At 63.1% G+C, this 15,999-nt stretch carries 11 protein-coding genes; 4 read left to right on the top strand and 7 right to left on the bottom strand.

Going from position 1 to position 15,999, the window contains the following annotated elements; all coding sequences use genetic code 11:
- Positions 1–26: 26 nt before the first annotated feature.
- Entirely contained in the window at positions 27–1,235 is a 1,209-nt protein-coding gene (manD, locus tag AEYBE204_RS31800) for a D-mannonate dehydratase ManD (RefSeq protein ID WP_023462599.1), read from the top strand.
- On the opposite strand, the gene AEYBE204_RS31805 is transcribed toward manD, so the two are convergent.
- The 4 genes from AEYBE204_RS31805 to paoA are packed head-to-tail and all read right to left on the bottom strand — an operon-like array spanning position 1,225 to position 5,936.
- A complete protein-coding gene (locus AEYBE204_RS31805) occupies positions 1,225–2,160 on the bottom strand; it encodes an XdhC family protein (RefSeq protein WP_023462600.1) in 936 nt (311 codons plus the stop codon). The two genes, manD and AEYBE204_RS31805, sit on opposite strands and share 11 nt — an antisense overlap.
- Positions 2,161–4,356 carry an aldehyde oxidoreductase molybdenum-binding subunit PaoC gene (gene paoC, locus AEYBE204_RS31810; protein ID WP_023462601.1) on the bottom strand — a complete coding sequence of 732 codons (2,196 nt, stop codon included), beginning with the start codon at positions 4,354–4,356 and terminating at the stop codon, positions 2,161–2,163.
- A 3-nt stretch (positions 4,357–4,359) separates the two neighbouring features.
- A complete protein-coding gene (locus AEYBE204_RS31815; protein WP_023462602.1) occupies positions 4,360–5,310 on the bottom strand; it encodes a xanthine dehydrogenase family protein subunit M in 951 nt (316 codons plus the stop codon).
- Positions 5,307–5,936, bottom strand: coding sequence for an aldehyde dehydrogenase iron-sulfur subunit PaoA (gene paoA, locus AEYBE204_RS31820; protein ID WP_035442066.1), 630 nt, complete (start codon positions 5,934–5,936; stop codon positions 5,307–5,309). Before paoA ends, AEYBE204_RS31815 begins: the two co-directional genes overlap by 4 nt.
- A gap of 197 nt (positions 5,937–6,133) precedes the next feature.
- On the opposite strand from paoA, the gene AEYBE204_RS39560 reads away from it, so the two are divergent.
- Positions 6,134–6,712: an NTP transferase domain-containing protein gene (locus AEYBE204_RS39560; RefSeq protein ID WP_023462604.1), complete on the top strand. Its 579-nt coding sequence runs from the start codon at positions 6,134–6,136 to the stop codon at positions 6,710–6,712.
- Positions 6,713–6,779: 67 nt separating this feature from the next.
- On the opposite strand, the gene AEYBE204_RS31830 is transcribed toward AEYBE204_RS39560, so the two are convergent.
- From AEYBE204_RS31830 to AEYBE204_RS31840, 3 genes are all read right to left on the bottom strand, one after another.
- On the bottom strand, positions 6,780–8,054 hold the full coding sequence (locus AEYBE204_RS31830; protein ID WP_023462605.1) for a hypothetical protein: 1,275 nt from the start codon (positions 8,052–8,054) through the stop codon (positions 6,780–6,782).
- A gap of 139 nt (positions 8,055–8,193) precedes the next feature.
- Positions 8,194–11,265: a TonB-dependent receptor domain-containing protein gene (locus AEYBE204_RS31835; RefSeq protein WP_023462606.1), complete on the bottom strand. Its 3,072-nt coding sequence runs from the start codon at positions 11,263–11,265 to the stop codon at positions 8,194–8,196.
- Between the two features lie 62 nt (positions 11,266–11,327).
- A complete protein-coding gene (locus AEYBE204_RS31840) occupies positions 11,328–12,698 on the bottom strand; it encodes a dicarboxylate/amino acid:cation symporter (protein ID WP_023462607.1) in 1,371 nt (456 codons plus the stop codon).
- 223 nt (positions 12,699–12,921) lie between these two features.
- On the opposite strand from AEYBE204_RS31840, the gene AEYBE204_RS31850 reads away from it, so the two are divergent.
- On the top strand, positions 12,922–14,622 hold the full coding sequence (locus AEYBE204_RS31850) for an ATP-binding protein (protein ID WP_023462609.1): 1,701 nt from the start codon (positions 12,922–12,924) through the stop codon (positions 14,620–14,622).
- Positions 14,619–15,953 (top strand): sigma-54 dependent transcriptional regulator, encoded by a 1,335-nt coding sequence (locus tag AEYBE204_RS31855; RefSeq protein WP_023462610.1) that lies wholly within the window; start codon positions 14,619–14,621, stop codon positions 15,951–15,953. The genes AEYBE204_RS31850 and AEYBE204_RS31855 overlap by 4 nt, the downstream gene beginning before the upstream one ends.
- The last annotated feature ends 46 nt before the right edge of the window (positions 15,954–15,999 follow it).

Consider the following 15,999-nt stretch of genomic DNA (forward strand, 5'->3'; position numbering starts at 1 on the left):
CAGGATCGGAAAGACAGGAAAAGCCCATGAAAATCACGTCCGCCAAGGTCATTGTCACCTGCCCGGGTCGCAACTTCGTCACGTTGAAGATCACGACCGACGAAGGCGTCTACGGCATAGGCGACGCGACGTTGAACGGGCGCGAACTGGCGGTCGTGGCCTATCTTGAGGAGCACGTCATTCCGTGCCTGATCGGGCGCGACCCGCATCAGATCGAGGATATCTGGCAATATCTCTACCGCGGCGCCTACTGGCGCCGGGGCCCGGTGACCATGACCTCGATCGCTGCGGTCGATATGTGCCTGTGGGACATCAAGGGTAAGGTCGCGGGCCTGCCAGTCTATCAGATGCTGGGCGGCAAGTGCCGCACCGGCGTCATGGTCTACGGCCATGCCAACGGCACGTCGATCGAGGATACCATCGAGGTTGCCCAAACTTACAAGGCGCAGGGCTACAAGGCGATCCGTCTGCAATGCGGCGTGCCGGGTCTGGCCTCGACCTACGGCGTGTCGAAGGATAAGATGTTCTACGAGCCCGCCGACGCCGACCTGCCGACGGAGAACGTCTGGTCGACCGAGGCTTACTTACGCGTCGTACCGGAGCTGTTCAAACAGGCGCGCGCGGCCCTCGGCGAAGAGGTGCATCTGCTGCACGACGTCCACCACCGCCTGACGCCGATCGAGGCCGGACGGCTGGGCAAGGATCTGGAGCCCTACCGCCCGTTCTGGATGGAAGACGCCGTCGTCGCCGAAAATCAGGACAATTTCAGACTGATCCGTCAGCATACGACGACGCCGATTGCGGTCGGGGAAATCTTCTCGTCGCTGTGGGATGCCAAGGATCTGATCCAGAACCAGCTGATCGACTATATCCGCGCCACCGTCGTCCATGCGGGCGGGATTTCGCACCTGAAGAAACTGGCGGCGTTCGCCGATATCTACAATGTCCGCACCGGCTGTCATGGCGCTACCGACCTGTCGCCGATCTGCATGGCGGCGGCGCTGCATTTCGACGTGTCGATCCCGAATTTCGGCCTACAGGAATATATGCGCCATACGCCTGAGACCGATGCGGTCTTCCCGCACGGCTACAGCTTCGATGACGGCTATCTGAGGGTGCCGGAAGCGCCGGGTCTCGGCGTCGATATCGATGAGGATCTGGCGGCGAAATATCCGTACAAACGCGCCTATCTGCCGGTCAATCGCCTCCAGGACGGGACGCTGTTCAACTGGTAGCGCGGGCGCGGCGGACGACCTCGGCCATGATCGACAAGGCGATTTCGGGCGGGGTCCGCGCGCCGATGTAGAGGCCGACCGGACCTGAAATACGTGTAAGGTCGGCTTCATTCCAGCCTGTACGGCTCAGAGCCTCCAGACGTTTGGCGTGCGTGCCGCTACTGCCCAAGGCGCCGATATAGAAGGCGGGTGAGCGCAGGGCGGCTGACAGGATGTCGGGTTCGAAGTCGTGGTCGTGGAACAGGCTGACGACGCCGGCAAAGGGATCGAGCAGGGTTTCATCCCAGCCGCTTGTCCCGGTCAGCGGATGCGCCGTGGCGAAAGCGCGGCACAGGTCGCGCGTCGTGGCGTCGGGGCAAAACACCTGCACATCGTATTCATTGAGGTGCGCCACCTGCGTCAGCGCCGGGACGATATGGCCGCGCCCGAACACCAGCAAACGACGCTGAGGCAAGTAAGGCCGCTCAAACGTGCCTTGCGGCGCGTCGCAGGTGTAGACCGTCACGCGCCGGTCGCGTCGCGCCGCGATCAGGTCGTCGAGCCGAGCGTCGCTCAGGGTCGTGTCGAAGAACAGGTGAACGCCGGACCCGCACGGCAGGACGATATCCTTGAAACGCGAGCCCTTGCCATACAGTTCTACGTGGTTGCGGCCGCGCACGATGGCGTCCACCGCATCGCGGATGATGGCGGCTTCGGCACAGCCGCCGGTCACCGCCCCGACCGCGCGTCCATTTTCGGCCACCGCGATCTGGCTGCCCGGCGGACGAGGGGAGGAGCCGTCGACCGCCACCAGTGTCACCAACGCCGTGCGCAAACCCTCGCGCCGGAAGCCTTGCAGCGCGTCGAGCACGTAGTCGGCATAGACCGGCGTAGGAATATCCCTGACGGGCGCGGGGACGAAGGCGTCGGCGAATTCGGCGCGCATTCACACCACCTCGGGCAGGCGATCGAGTAGCTTGTCCAGCGTGATCGGGTATTCGCGCACCCGGATGCCCGTGGCGTTATAGATGGCATTGGCCACCGCCGCCCCGACGCCGCAGATTCCCAGTTCGCCGACGCCCTTGGCCTTCATCGGCGACGACATGGGGTCGGTTTCGTCGAGAAAGATGACCTCCTGATGCGGGATGTCGGCGTGGACCGGGACTTCGTAGCCGGCGAGGTCGTGATTGACGAAGAAGCCGTGGCGTTTGTCGACGGCCAGTTCTTCCATCAAAGCCGCACCCGCGCCCATGGTCATCGCGCCGATCACCTGACTGCGCGCCGATTTGGGGTTGAGAATACGGCCGGCAGCGCACACCGCCAGCATCCGCCGGATGCGGATTTCACCGGTTGCGGCGTGAACCCCGACCTCGACGAAATGCCCGCCGAAGGTCGATTGCTGGTACTTTTTACCGAGATCGCCGAATTCGATCAGGTCTTCGGCGACAAGGCCATTGACCCCCACGGCGTCGCCCAGGGCCACGCTCTTATTACCCGAACGGACGCGGCCATTGGCGAAGACGGCTTTCGTCGGGTCTATACCGGCCGAGGTCGCCACCGCCTCGCGCAGCTTGACGCAGGCGGCATAGACCCCGGCGGTGGATGAGTTGGCCCCCCATTGCCCGCCCGATCCGGCGGAAACGGGGAAGGTCGAGTCGCCGAGCTTTACGACGACCTTATCCAGCGGCACGCCCATCATTTCGGCGGCGGTCTGAGCGATGATGGTATAGGTGCCGGTGCCGATATCGGTCATGTCGGTTTCGACCGTGACCACGCCCTTAGCGTCGAGTTTGACGCGGGCGGCGGACTTCATGACGATATTGTTGCGGAAGGCTGCTGCGACGCCCATGCCGGTCAGCCACTGACCGTCGCGGGCCGTGCCGGGTGCCTTGCGCTTCGACCAGCCGAATGTGTCCGCGCCGGTCTCAAGGCACTTGATCAGTTGGCGTTGCGAGAAGAGCCGTTCGGGCTTGGCCGGATCGACCTGCGTGTCGTTGAGCACGCGGAATTTTATCGGGTCGATACCGAGCTTTTCGGCCATTTCGTCCATGGCGATTTCCAGCGCCATCAGGCCCGGCGCTTCGCCGGGGGCGCGCATGGCATTGCCTTCGGGCAGGTCGAGCACGGCCAGCTTCGTCGCCATCAGCCGGTTGGCCCCGGCATAGAGCAGCTTGGTCTGTTCCGCCGCCGTTTCCGGCCCGCCCTCGGGCAGGTCGCCGGACCACGTCTCGTGGCCGATAGCGGTGATCGTGCCGTCCTTGGTCGCGCCGATACGAATACGCTGGATCGTCGCCGGGCGGTGGGTCGTGTTGTTGAACATGAACGGGCGGGTGAGGGCCACCTTGACAGGGCGATTGGCGGCCTTCGACCCCAGAGCCGCCAGCAAGGCGTCGGCGCGCACGAACAGCTTGCCGCCGAAACCGCCGCCGATATAGGGCGAGATCAGCCGTACCTTGTCCTTGGGGATGCCGAGCGTCTTGGCGACGTCGCCCGCGCCCCAGGCGATCATCTGGTTCGAGGTCCATACGGTGAGTTTGTCACCGTCCCACTGCGCGGTCGAGGCGTGCGGCTCCATCATAGCGTGGGCGTGGTCGGGCGTGCGATAGGTGGCGTCGAGCGTCACAGCGGCTTGCGCGAACGCTCCAGCGAAATCACCGATCTTGACGTCGTTCTTGCCCTTTTCGGCAGGCGGAGCGTCTTTGCGCACGGCTTCAAGATCGTACTGGCCCGGCGTCTTGGTATATCTGACCTTGATCAGGGCGGCGGCGGCACGGGCCTGCTCGAAGGTTTCGGCGACGACGACGGCTATGGCCTGATGGTAGTGTTCGATCTCCGGCCCGCCGAGCAGGTTGGCGGTGTTGAAATTGCCCTTTTGCAGCTTGCCTGCCGTGTCGGCGGTGACGATGGCCAGCACACCGGGTGCGGCCTTGGCCTTGGCCAGGTCCATCGCGGCGATACGGCCCTTGGCGATCCCGGCCCCGACGACGTAACCATAGGCGGGGTTGTCGACGGCGTCGTGCCGTTCGTAGGCATAGGGCGCGGTGCCGGTCGTTTTCAGCGGCCCGTCGATGCGGTCGGTGGGCTTGCCGATGACCTTAAGCTGATCGATGGGGTTGGTCGTGGCGGGGGTATCGAATTTCATGACCTAGCCCTTTGCTTCGAGGAGCGCCGCCGCAAGGGTGCGTTCGGCCAGAGTCAGTTTGAAGCGGTTTTCCGGCGTCGGCACGGCATTGGCGAACAGCTTGGCCGACACGGCCTTCGCCCCCCTGGGCAGTTCCTTCTCGGCAGCCTCGACGCGCCACGGCTTGTGCGCCACGCCGCCGAGCGCGATGCGACCCGTGCCGTCGGTTTGAATGACCGCCGCGACCGAGACCAGCGCGAAGGCATAGGAGGCGCGGTCACGCACCTTGGTATAGATATGCGTGCCGCCGATAGGCTTGGGCAGGGTCACCGCGGTGATGAACTCGCCCGGTTGCAGGCTGGTTTCGATATGCGGCGTTGTCCCCGGCAAACGATGGAAGTCGGCGATGGGGATGACGCGCGTCTGACCGTTCGGACGCACGGTCTCGACCTTGGCATCCAGCAACCGCATGGCGACGGCCATGTCGCTGGGGTGGGTGGCGATGCAGGCCGTGCTGGCGCCGACGACGGCGTGCTGACGGCTGATGCCGCCGATAGCCGAACAGCCGCTGCCCGGAAGACGCTTGTTACAGGCCTGATTTGTATCGTAAAAATAGGGGCAGCGCGTTCGTTGCAGCAGGTTCCCGGCGGTCGTCGCCTTGTTGCGCAGCTGCCCCGACGCCCCGGCCAGCAGGGCGCGCGACAGGACGGCGTAGTCCTTGCGCACCTTGGCATCGGCGGCCAGATCGGTATTGCGCACCAGCGCCCCGATACGCAGCCCGCCGCCCTTCGTCGGTTCGATTTTGTCCAGCCCCAATCCGTTGACGTCGATCAGGTGCGGCGGCGTCTCGATCTCCAGCTTCATCAGGTCAAGCAGGTTGGTGCCACCGGCGATGAACTTCGCGCCCGGTGTTTTCAGCGCCGCGGCGGCGGCTTCGGCGGGGGAGGCGGCGCGCTGATAGGTAAAGGCTCTCATGCCACACCCGCTACGTCTTCGATCGCGTCGATGATGTTGGAATAGGCCCCGCAGCGACAGATATTGCCGCTCATCCGTTCGCGGATTTCCGCCGGACTGAGTTCGACCGTTCCGGTGAGATCGCGCGTGACGTGGCTGGGGATGCCCGCCTTGATTTCGTCGAGCACCGCCACGGCCGAGCAGATCTGCCCCGGTGTGCAGTAACCGCACTGATAGCCGTCGTGTTTGACGAAGGCGGCCTGCATGGGGTGCAAGTCGGTAGGTGTGCCAAGGCCTTCGATGGTGGTGATCTCGTCGCCTTCGTGCATAACCGCTAGGCTGAGGCAGGCATTGATGCGCCGCCCGTCGACGATGACCGTGCAGGCACCGCACTGACCGTGGTCGCAGCCCTTCTTGGTGCCGGTCAGATTCAGATGTTCGCGCAGGGCATCGAGCAGGGTGGTGCGTAGGTCGAGGTCGAGCACCTGATCCTTGCCATTGACGCGAAACGCGACTTTCGACACGACGGGTGCCGAAACGGCTATGGGCTGGGCCGCCGCCGTCCCGCCGCCGGTCAGGGCGAAAGAAGCCGTCGTGCCGACGAGCACGTCGCGACGGTTGAAGTCAGGGTCGCTGGCGTCATCCATATCGATTTCCATTTTCAGGGCCGCTTACATCAGGTGACGGTACGCGGCGGTTCGCTCGGTGAATAGCGGTTGTTTTCCGCTAAGACTTATAAACTGAACTCATGAATGCCGTTTTCTCGAGAGATGGTAAACGCTAAACCAGACTGTATAAAAATGCCGTAGGTTTGTGCGGCCTCAACCCGCAGGAAGGCGAATCGATGAAAGCCGAAGAGGTGGCGCTGATCGTACTGGCTGCTGGCCGTTCCGAGCGTTTCGGGACCGAGGACAAGCTCAGCGCGTCCCTGGGCGGGCTGGCTTTGGGGTTGCACACGCCACAAAGGCTGTCGGTCCTGCCGTGGGGCGATCGCGTGGCGATTCACGGCGGCGATCTCGAAGCGCCTTTGAGCGCGCTGGGATTTCGGGTGATCGCTCCGGCACAGGCAAAGGCCGGGATGGGGGATAATATGGCCCGGGCCATCGGCCAATCGACGGATATCCGGGCGGCGCTGATCGTGCTGGCCGACATGCCCTTCGTGTCGTTGAGACATGTGAGCCAGATGCTGGAAGTCGCTGAAAATAATACTATAATTATAAGTCGAGACGGCGCGCTCAGCTTGCCGCCGGTGCTGTTTCACGCGACTCATTTCGAAGCCCTGAAACGGCTGTCCGGCGATCAGGGCGCGCGACAGCTTATCGAGGCGCATGAGGCGATACGGGTGCCTTTGTCGCCGGAGGAGGCCCTGGACGTGGATACGCCTGACGATTTGCGCACGGCACGCCGCTATGCGGACTCTTAGAGCCGGTGAATCCGCTCTCGCGGCACACTATTTGCGCATAATATATCTTATGGGAAATTATGGCGCGTTATGATCCCGACGCGGCCGGTACGAAATGGCAGCCGCCGGGAACCGTGGCTTGCAACGTGGCACAGCGGCGCGCGATTCCGTCCGGGGTTGGTTTTTCACTGCCATCGAGCCAGCTCATAAGGCTTTGTAGCAACGCCACATATTCGGTTTCGGCCAGTTTGGAATGGCTGTCTTCGTCGGTCGCCGTCTGGACCAGCAGATCGCCGCGCCCGGCTTTTTTTACGGTTTCGGTATAGACGGCCTCGGCGGCGAAGGACACCGTCGGATCGTTCTTGGCGTGGATGGTAACGGTCGGCAGGACGATCAGACCCGACAGGTCGGCGTCGTAGGCCAGCCGCGCCACGGCCTTGGGGTCGGCGTCGAAGCGCTCGATCCCGGCATTGAGCGCTTTGTCATCGTCTGAGCCCTTATAGACGGTCGTGCGATTGTCGAACGGGTTGCCGCCGACGCGCGAGATCAGGTCGCGGAAGGTAAAGGTCGCCCACGTCATGTGCGAAACCAGTTGCTTTTCCTTGACGCCGGTGACCGCCAGAATCTGTTTCAACCGGTACGCCTGCTGTGCCGTGCGTTCGGACGGTTTCAGGCTGACGCCGGTGCAGGTGTCGATGCGCGCTTTAAGCTCGGCAGTGGTCAGTTGGGAGTCGGTCGGCAGGCCTTGCCAGACCGGGTATTTCGCCTCGCCCTCCCCCGGATGGTTCTGGCAATAATATTGATAAACCGCGCGCAGATCGGCGCGGAAAACGTAACCGCGTGTGCCACCGTAGAGCAGCCCGTTGGTCAGCATGACTCCGTCGTAGTTTTGCGTCCCGTCAATGGCCAGCGCATAGAGTTCAGCCGTCTTGGCCGCGACATTGCCGCCGTAGGATTGTCCGTGCAGGATCGTGCGCTGGGGCTTGCCGAAGGCTTTCCAGAAGACCTGACGGCTGTTGTCGACATCGGCGGCGGCCATGCGCACGCCGTACCCGCCCCTGCGATAGGTTGAACTGACCCAGGCAAAGCCCTGATTCACAAACACATTGAAGCGATCCATATCCTCGGCGGATTCCTCGACCTTCGGTGTGCCAAGGCTGGGGCCGCCGTGGGCGTGGACGATCAGGGTCTTGTTCCATGCGGTCGGGATGGCGAACCACAGGAAAGCACCGTGTGAGTCCTGTGCGGCGTAGCATTTGGCAATCTTGGCGACCGAAGCCGGACACGGCCTTTCGGCGGGGGCTTGCGCATGGGCAGCGACAGGCATCAAACCGAACAACAAACTCAACAATAAGCGCTTCATGGGCCTAACCTAAATCTTCCCGGCTTCGCCGGGAAGTCAAAGCATAATGTGAAAACGCCACGCCGGGCCGCCCCAAATAGCGTTTTCTCGAAACCGAAAAGGGGGCACATGGGGGAAAATCCTTTTCCCCCATGATAGATCAGAAGGTTTTCGAGACGTTCAGATACCAGTAGCGGCCATAGGGACGCTGGACCGAACCGAGATAACCGCCGTCGGCCAGAGACGGGCCTTCGTCGAACAGGTCGCGGACGCCGAGACGCACCTTGGAATGGGACGCCAGACCGGCTTTCTCGAACTCATACTGCACATAGAGGTTGGTGATAAGCTGTTCCTTGACGAGCCACGGCGTGCCGACATCGGACAGGAGTCCCGTCTGGTTGACCTCGCTGACATATTGCGTCGACAGGCCCGAACGCCAGTTGCCCTTGTTCCAGGTGATCGAGGTGGTGACCTTCCATTCCGGGCGGCCATTGATCGCGATCAACTGGCTGGAGTCGGGCAGCGGCGTCAGGGTGTTGATCGTCCCCGCCGCGCGGGCGGCGTAGAGCGTATCGACGATATCCCCCGGCTCGCGCTTGAATTCCAGCAGTTGCGAGGCGTTGATGCGCACATTGAAGCTGCCCAGTTTGGTGCGGCGTTTCTGCCAGATGAAGCCGAGATCGACGCCCTCAACCGTCTGAGGCAGCAGGTTGACGAAGCGGTCGCTGATGGCCGTCACCTGACCGGTGGCGGTCAGGCCCGTTCCGGCGAAGACGGTCGTATCGTCCGAGGTCACTGCCGCGCGGATGACGTTCGGATTGGACGAGCCCTGCATTCGCAGCAGGTAATCCAGCGCCAGCGCGCTCTGGGCGCCCAGCAGGCCGACGATCTGTTCCTGCTCGATCTTCCAGCGGTCGGCGGTGAAGGTAAAGTTACCCCATTCCGACGGGATGAACTGCGGCTGGAAGACGAAGCCGACCGAGCGGTTGGTGCTCTCTTCCGGCTTGAGATCCGGATTGCCCGAAATCAGCAGCGACGAGGAAATGGCCCGCGAACAGGCGTTCATCGAGGCGATGCGTCCCGCACGCAGATCGGCTTCGCAGCGGAAATAGTCGTTACCCGACGCCGCGCGCGAATACTGCGTGGCATTGACCTGCTCGAGGTTCGGCGCACGGAAGCCTTCGGAATAGGAGGCGCGGATGCGGAAACCGTCGATCACGTCCCAGGCCATGGCGACCTTGGGCTTGGTCACCGAGCCGAAGTCGGAATAGTTCTCGTAGCGACCGGCGATCTGGAAATCGAGGCTGCGGACCAACGGGATGTGCATTTCCGGCGAGACGACCGGCACCGCGAACTCGATATAGGCGGCGGAGACGTTGCGCTTGCCGCGCGTATCGGGGTTCGGGCTGACGGCAGAGACGTTCGACAGGTTCTTCTCGCCCGACACGCTGTCGGTGAAGGTATAGGTGCCGTCGAGATTGGCGTCGCGATCGTCGAGTTGGGTTTCCTTGCGCGCCTCCGCCCCGAAGGCGACGCCGACCGAGCCCGCGGGCAGGCTGAACAGGTCGCGCTTGGTCATCTTGAAGTCGAGCATGGTCAGGGTGGTGCGCGAGAAGCGGCGCATGTCGAAGACGATGCCACTGACCGCCGCGGCCGAGGACGGCGAGCAGTCGGCATAGCTCGGCGTCGCGACGCAACCGCCGCTGAACGGGTTATAGGCGTCCGGCGTCGACAGGGCCAGTTGCGCCTGAAGCTTGGTCATATTGATGTTGGGCGAGATGTCCTCGGCCTCGGCTTCCGAATAGGTGAAGGCCGATTCCCAGTCGAAGCCCGCCCATTCGCCGCGCAGACCCGCGACAAGGCGCGACTGATAGTTCTTGACCGTCACGGTCTGGAACCCGGCGTCGACGAAGCGGTAATTGCCGAGCTTCACCGCCAGACCGGTCACCGGCACATTGACCAGACCCGTCAGGCGGTTGGGGTTGGTCTGTCCGTTGGCAAAGGTCACCGGCCCGAACGGGTTCCAGTAGTTCGAGGCCGGAATCCACAGGGCGTTGAGGTTGACGACGGGCGGCTGAATAGCCTGGCTTTCGGCGGCGTAGAAACCCACTTCGCCGAACGCGGTCAATGTCGAGGTCAGTTCGTAATGGCCGGTGGCATAGAGATTGACGCGTTCGACCGACGGACGAACCGTGGTGCCGTGGCGGGTGTCGTAGCGCATCTCGCGGTTGACGCCCGTATAGGCGACCGTGCCGGATACCAGACAGATATCGTTGCCGACGCTGGCCCCGACGCAGCCGAAGCTCGACGGCTGATAGTGGAAGGCACCGGCCGCCGTGGTCAGGACGGTCGTGCCCTGACGCGGACGCAGGGCCGTGGTGGTGGCCGGAATGGACAGCTGCGCCCACGGCGAGTGCGACGAGCGCGCGTCGGGCACAGTCGAGGTCTCGTAGCCCGTATAACCGGCGAAGAACGGCCGCATATCGTCGGAGCGGGTGAAGTCCTGATCCTCGGCCATCAGCTTGGTGCGGTTGGCGTAGTTGAGGAAGACCGACAGATTGCCCTTGGCGAAGTTCTTGCCCGCATAGAGGTTCAGTTCGGTCTCGGTCATAGAGGTGCCTTCGGCGCCGCCGTGCTGAAGTTCGACGGTCAGGCCGTCGTAATTGCTCTTGAGAACCGTATTGACCACGCCCGCCACGGCGTCGGCACCGTAGATGGCGGCGGCGCCGTCGAGCAGGACTTCGACGCGTTGCAGGCCCGCCACCGGGACGGCGTTGGAGTTGAACGACTGCACCGGCACCGTGCCGGTGTCGGACGTGCCCTGGCTGGTCGGGTGCTGAACCAGACGGCGGCCATTGAGCAGGACCAGCGTATTGCCGACGCCGAGCGAGCGCAGATTGACCGAGTTGACGTCGCCGCGCGCCGAGTTCGAGGTCTGAGGGTTGTTGGCGGCGTCGAACAGGACGTCGCCCATCTGCGGGATCGAACGCATCAGGTCGTCGCCCGACACCGCGCCCGTGGCGGCGATCTGTTCTTCGTCGACGACGATGACCGGTAAGGCGGTCGTCACTTTCGCGCCTTTGATGCGCGAACCGACGACGACGACCTCTTCGATCGGCGGCGCGGCGGCGGGGGCCGCCTCCTGCGCAAAGGCCGGGGCGCTCAGCAGGGCGCTGGCGGCCACGCCCGTCAGCAAAAAAGCATGAAGGTTGCGGGGAAGTCCTTTAGTCATTTTCTCTCTCCTGTATGTCTTCGGCGTGTTTGTTTTTGTGTTCGCCGTATTTTTAGCTTTGATCAGTCGGGGCTCTTTTCCCCGATCTGGACACCGGCGGGCGCGCCGGCAAGGACGGTGACGGGCTCAGGTTCGCGCGGCAAAGCCTTGCCTGAAAGGGTGGCCCGGAACAGCGGCATGTCTATCGACTTTTCCCAGCGCGACACGACGACGGTGGCGACCGCATTACCGATGAAGTTGGTCAGCGAGCGGCATTCCGACATGAAGCGGTCGACGCCGAGGATGATCGCCATCCCGGCCAGCGGCACGGTCGGCACGACCGACAGGGTCGCCGCCAGCGTGATGAAACCCGCCCCGGTCACGCCCGCCGCGCCCTTGGACGACAGCATGGCCACCGACAGCAGCAGCAACTGCTCTTCCAGCGACAGGTGCGTATTGGTCGCCTGAGCGATGAACAGCGCCGCCAGAGTCATATAGATATTGGTGCCGTCGAGATTGAACGAATAACCGGTGGGGACCACGAGGCCGACGACCGAGCGCTTGCAGCCCGCCGCCTCCATCTTTTCCATCAGGCTCGGCAGGGCCGATTCCGACGACGAGGTGCCGAGCACCAGCAGCAGTTCGGCCTTGAGATAGCCGATCAGTTTGAAGATCGAGAAGCCGTTGACGGCGCACACCGCCCCCAGAATGACGATCACGAACAGGGCCGAGGTGGCGTAGAAGGTGCCGACCAGCGCCGCCAGATTGACGATCGACGCGATCCCGTACTTGCCGATGGTGAAGGCGAAAGCCCCGAACGCCCCGATGGGTGCGGCCTTCATCAGGATCGACACCATCTTGAAGATGCCGTGGCTGACGACTTCGAGGATGTTGACCAGCGGTTTGGCCTTATCGCCGATCAGGACAAGCGAAATGCCGAACAGAATGGCGATGAACAGCACCTGCAAGATATTGCCTTCGACGAAGGCCGAGGTGAAGGTCGTCGGGATGATGTCCATCGCAAAGCCGATAAGCGTCGAATCGTGGGCCTTGGCGGCGTATTCGGCGACCTTCGGATCGTGCAGGGTCGACGGGTCGATATTCATCCCCCGGCCCGGCTGGACGACATTGGCGACGATCAGGCCGACGATCAGGGCCAGCGTCGAAAAGGTCAGAAAATAGGTGAAAGATTTGCCGACGACCGAGCCCACGCCCTTGAGCGAGCCCATGCCTGCGATGCCGGTGACGATGGTCAGGAAGATGACCGGCGAAATGATCATCTTGACCAGCTTGATGAAGCCGTCGCCCAACGGTTTCAGCGCCTCACCCGTCGCCGGATAAAAATGCCCGATGGCCGCGCCTGCCGCGATCGCCACCAGCACCTGAAAATACAGATGGGTGTAGAACGGCGATTTTTTGCGCGGGGTCGCACTGACCGGGGTCTGCATCAGCATGGATTTCCTCAACTCGACTTACTTTTTGGTTAAGGGCAGAATAGACCGCACAAAGAAGCACGCAATAATTATGCGCTCTTGTATTAACTTAATGAAATAAAACATATTTTTATATTTTACGGGTGTAATTTTGTGTGGATTTTCGCACACGAAAAATTTTACTTGTGCGAAATATCGCCAGATGACATCAATGCGCGACCGTCTTGCGTCGAAAGACTGTTTCATGCGTTTGCCCTCTCTCCCCCGGTTTCCTTCGAAAAGTCTCTGGCCGTGGCTACTGGCGGGACTGGCCATTGTGGCGGCCTTCATCCTATATGAAACCCATAGCCTGACCTATGCGGGCGCGATGAACGGCCTGACGCGCGATGCCCGCGTGACGGCGCAACTGCGCGTCGCGGTCCTGCAAAGCGAGCTCGACAAGCAGCGTTCGGCACCGGTGATTCTGGCCGACGACAGCGACGTGGTCAGCGCCCTGCAACGCCCTGATCCGGAGCGTTTCCGCCGCATTTCGCAGAAACTGGAGCGTCTGCAGCACGAGACGCGCAGCGCCGTCATCTATATCATCGACGCATCGGGTACGACGGTGGCGGCCTCGAACTGGGCCCTGCCGACCTCGTTTGTGGGATCGGCCTACGGCTTTCGGCCCTATTTCCGCGAAGCTCTGACGAAGGGGACATCGGAACAATTCGCGCTCGGTACGGTCAGCCGCCGTCCGGGGCTTTATCTGGCGCACAGCATCGTCGAGGAAGGCAAGACGCTGGGCGTCGTCGTCGTCAAGATGGAGTTCGACGCCATCGAAGCGACCTGGGCCGACAGCGCGGAGCCGACCTTCGTCACGGGTCCCAACGACGAGATCCTGCTGACCAGTCACCCCGAACAGCGCTTTCACAAGGTGCCAACGCTCACTCGTGATCAGTTCCTGACCACCCTGCCCGCCCCGGCGAAGGGCTGGCAATTGCATCTGGTGGGGTCGCGTCGTCCAGCGGAACGGCTGGCCTCCGGTGCGACCCTGACGGCGGTGCTGGGGCTGGGGCTGATCCTTACCCTTCTGGCGTGGCAGTGGCGACGGCGGCGGCAAATCGCCGAGCGCGCCGTGCGCGAGGCCGAATACCGCGAACGGCTGGAGCACGACGTCGCCGCCCGGACCGAGGCGCTGAGCGTCACCAATGCCCGCCTGTCGGACGAAATCCACGAACGCCATCAGGCGGAACAGCGCCTCAACAGCCTTCAGGCCGACCTCGTTCAGGCCAACAAGCTGGCCAGTCTGGGACAGATCACCGCCGGTGTGGCGCACGAAATCAACCAGCCGGTCGCCACCATCCGCGTACTGGCCGACAACACCCTCAGGATGATCGAGCGCAAAAGCCCGGCCAAAGCGATCGGCGACAATCTGGGGACCATCGCCCGGATGTGCGAGCGCATCGGCCATATCACCGGCGAACTGCGCACCTTTTCGCGCAAGGCGACCGGCGAGACGGAACCGATTAGCCTAAAAGAAACAATCGACTCTTCCATTCTCCTCAACAAAAGCCGTCTGCATGAAAACCGGGTGAAACTGCTGCGCGACCGCATCGATCCGGCGCTGAGGGTCATGGCCGGGCGCGTTCGCCTCGAACAGGTGCTGGTCAATCTGCTGCAAAACGCCTTCGAGGCATTGGAGGCGACGCCCGACCCGGTCGTGCGCATTACCGTAGCCGAGGACGCGGACTGGGTGGTGGTATGTGTGGCGGATAATGGCCCCGGCCTGCCGCCGCAGGTCCGCGAGGCCCTGTTCACGCCGTTCGTCACTACCAAGCCCAAGGGACTGGGACTCGGCCTCGTCATCGCCCACGATATCCTGCGCGATTTCGGCGGCGAACTGAGCGCCGAGAGCGACGATAGCGGCACGACCTTCACCCTCAAACTGCGCAAGGTGGTGCCATGAGCGGCGATATTATCTTCATCGACGACGACCTCGACCTGCTGGCGGCCCAGACTCAGGGGCTGGAACTGGCCGGGTTCGCGGTACGCGCCTTTTCCAGCGGGGCGGACGCGCTGAAACAGCTGACCGCCGATTTCGCGGGCGTCGTCATCAGCGACGTGCGTATGCCGCAGATGGACGGCCTGACGGTGTTTCGTCGGGTGCGCGATATCGACTCCGACATCCCCGTCATCCTGATGACCGGCCACGGCGATGTGCCGATGGCGGTGGCGGCGCTGAAAGACGGGGCCTACGATTTCATCTCCAAGCCCTTTGCGATGGACGAGCTGATTCAGTCCGTTAAGCGCGCCGTGCAAACGCGCGATCTGGTGCTGGAAAACCGCCGCCTGCGCCGCCTGCACACGCCCGACACCCCCGCCGATGCCCTGCTGATCGGCGAGTCCGCGCCGATGCGGCATCTGAAAGACGTTGTGGCGCGCATGGCCGAGGCCGGGGTCGACGCCCTGATCACCGGCGATACCGGGGTCGGCAAGGCCCGCGTCGCCCGCGCCCTGCACGCCCTCAGTCCGCGCCGGGCCAAACCCTTCGTGCATATCGGCTGTGCGGCGCTCGATGAAGAGACCTATGCGGCGGAGCTGTTCGGGATCGAGGCGCGGCCGGGTGCGGCGCGCGTCACGGGGCGGCTGGAAAAGGCGCACAAAGGCACCCTTTTCCTCGACGAGATCGATAGCCTCAGCCTGTCGCAGCAGGCTCGCATCCTGCAGGTCATCGAAACGCGCGAAATCTGGGCCGTGGGTGCCGAAGCGCCGCGCTCGCTCGATATCCGCCTTGTCGCCGCCAGCCGCGCCGACCTGACGCAAAGGGTGCGCGACGGTCACTTCCGCGCTGACCTCTATTATCGTCTGAGCGGGGTTTCCTTGCGCGTACCGCCTCTGTCGGAGCGGCTGGAGGACGTCGGCCTGCTCTTTCAGCACTTCCTGCTCAGCGCCTCGGCGCGGCTGAACCTGCCGGCGCCGAAACTGACCTTGCCCGCCCAGACCTATCTGCGCCGCCACGACTGGCCGGGCAATGTGCGTGAGCTGGAACAATTCGCCGAACTGTACGCTCTGGGGCTGGACGAGGCCCGCCTGCCCGCCCATGCCGCCGCGCCCGGCCTGGCCGAACAGGTGAGCCAGTACGAGGCCGCCGTCCTGACCGAGACGCTCTCGCTGCACAAGGGCGATGTCAGGACGACGATGGAGGCCCTGAAACTGCCGCGCAAGACCTTCTACGACAAGGTCAACCGCTACGGCATCGACCTCGACGCCTATCGCGGCAAGCTGAAATCCGGATAAATTGTCTGAGTATTATTGCATTCGTCGCCAAGCCGTTTTAAACAAA

It is taken from the genome of Asticcacaulis sp. YBE204 (assembly GCF_000495855.1).
Lineage (GTDB): Bacteria > Pseudomonadota > Alphaproteobacteria > Caulobacterales > Caulobacteraceae > Asticcacaulis.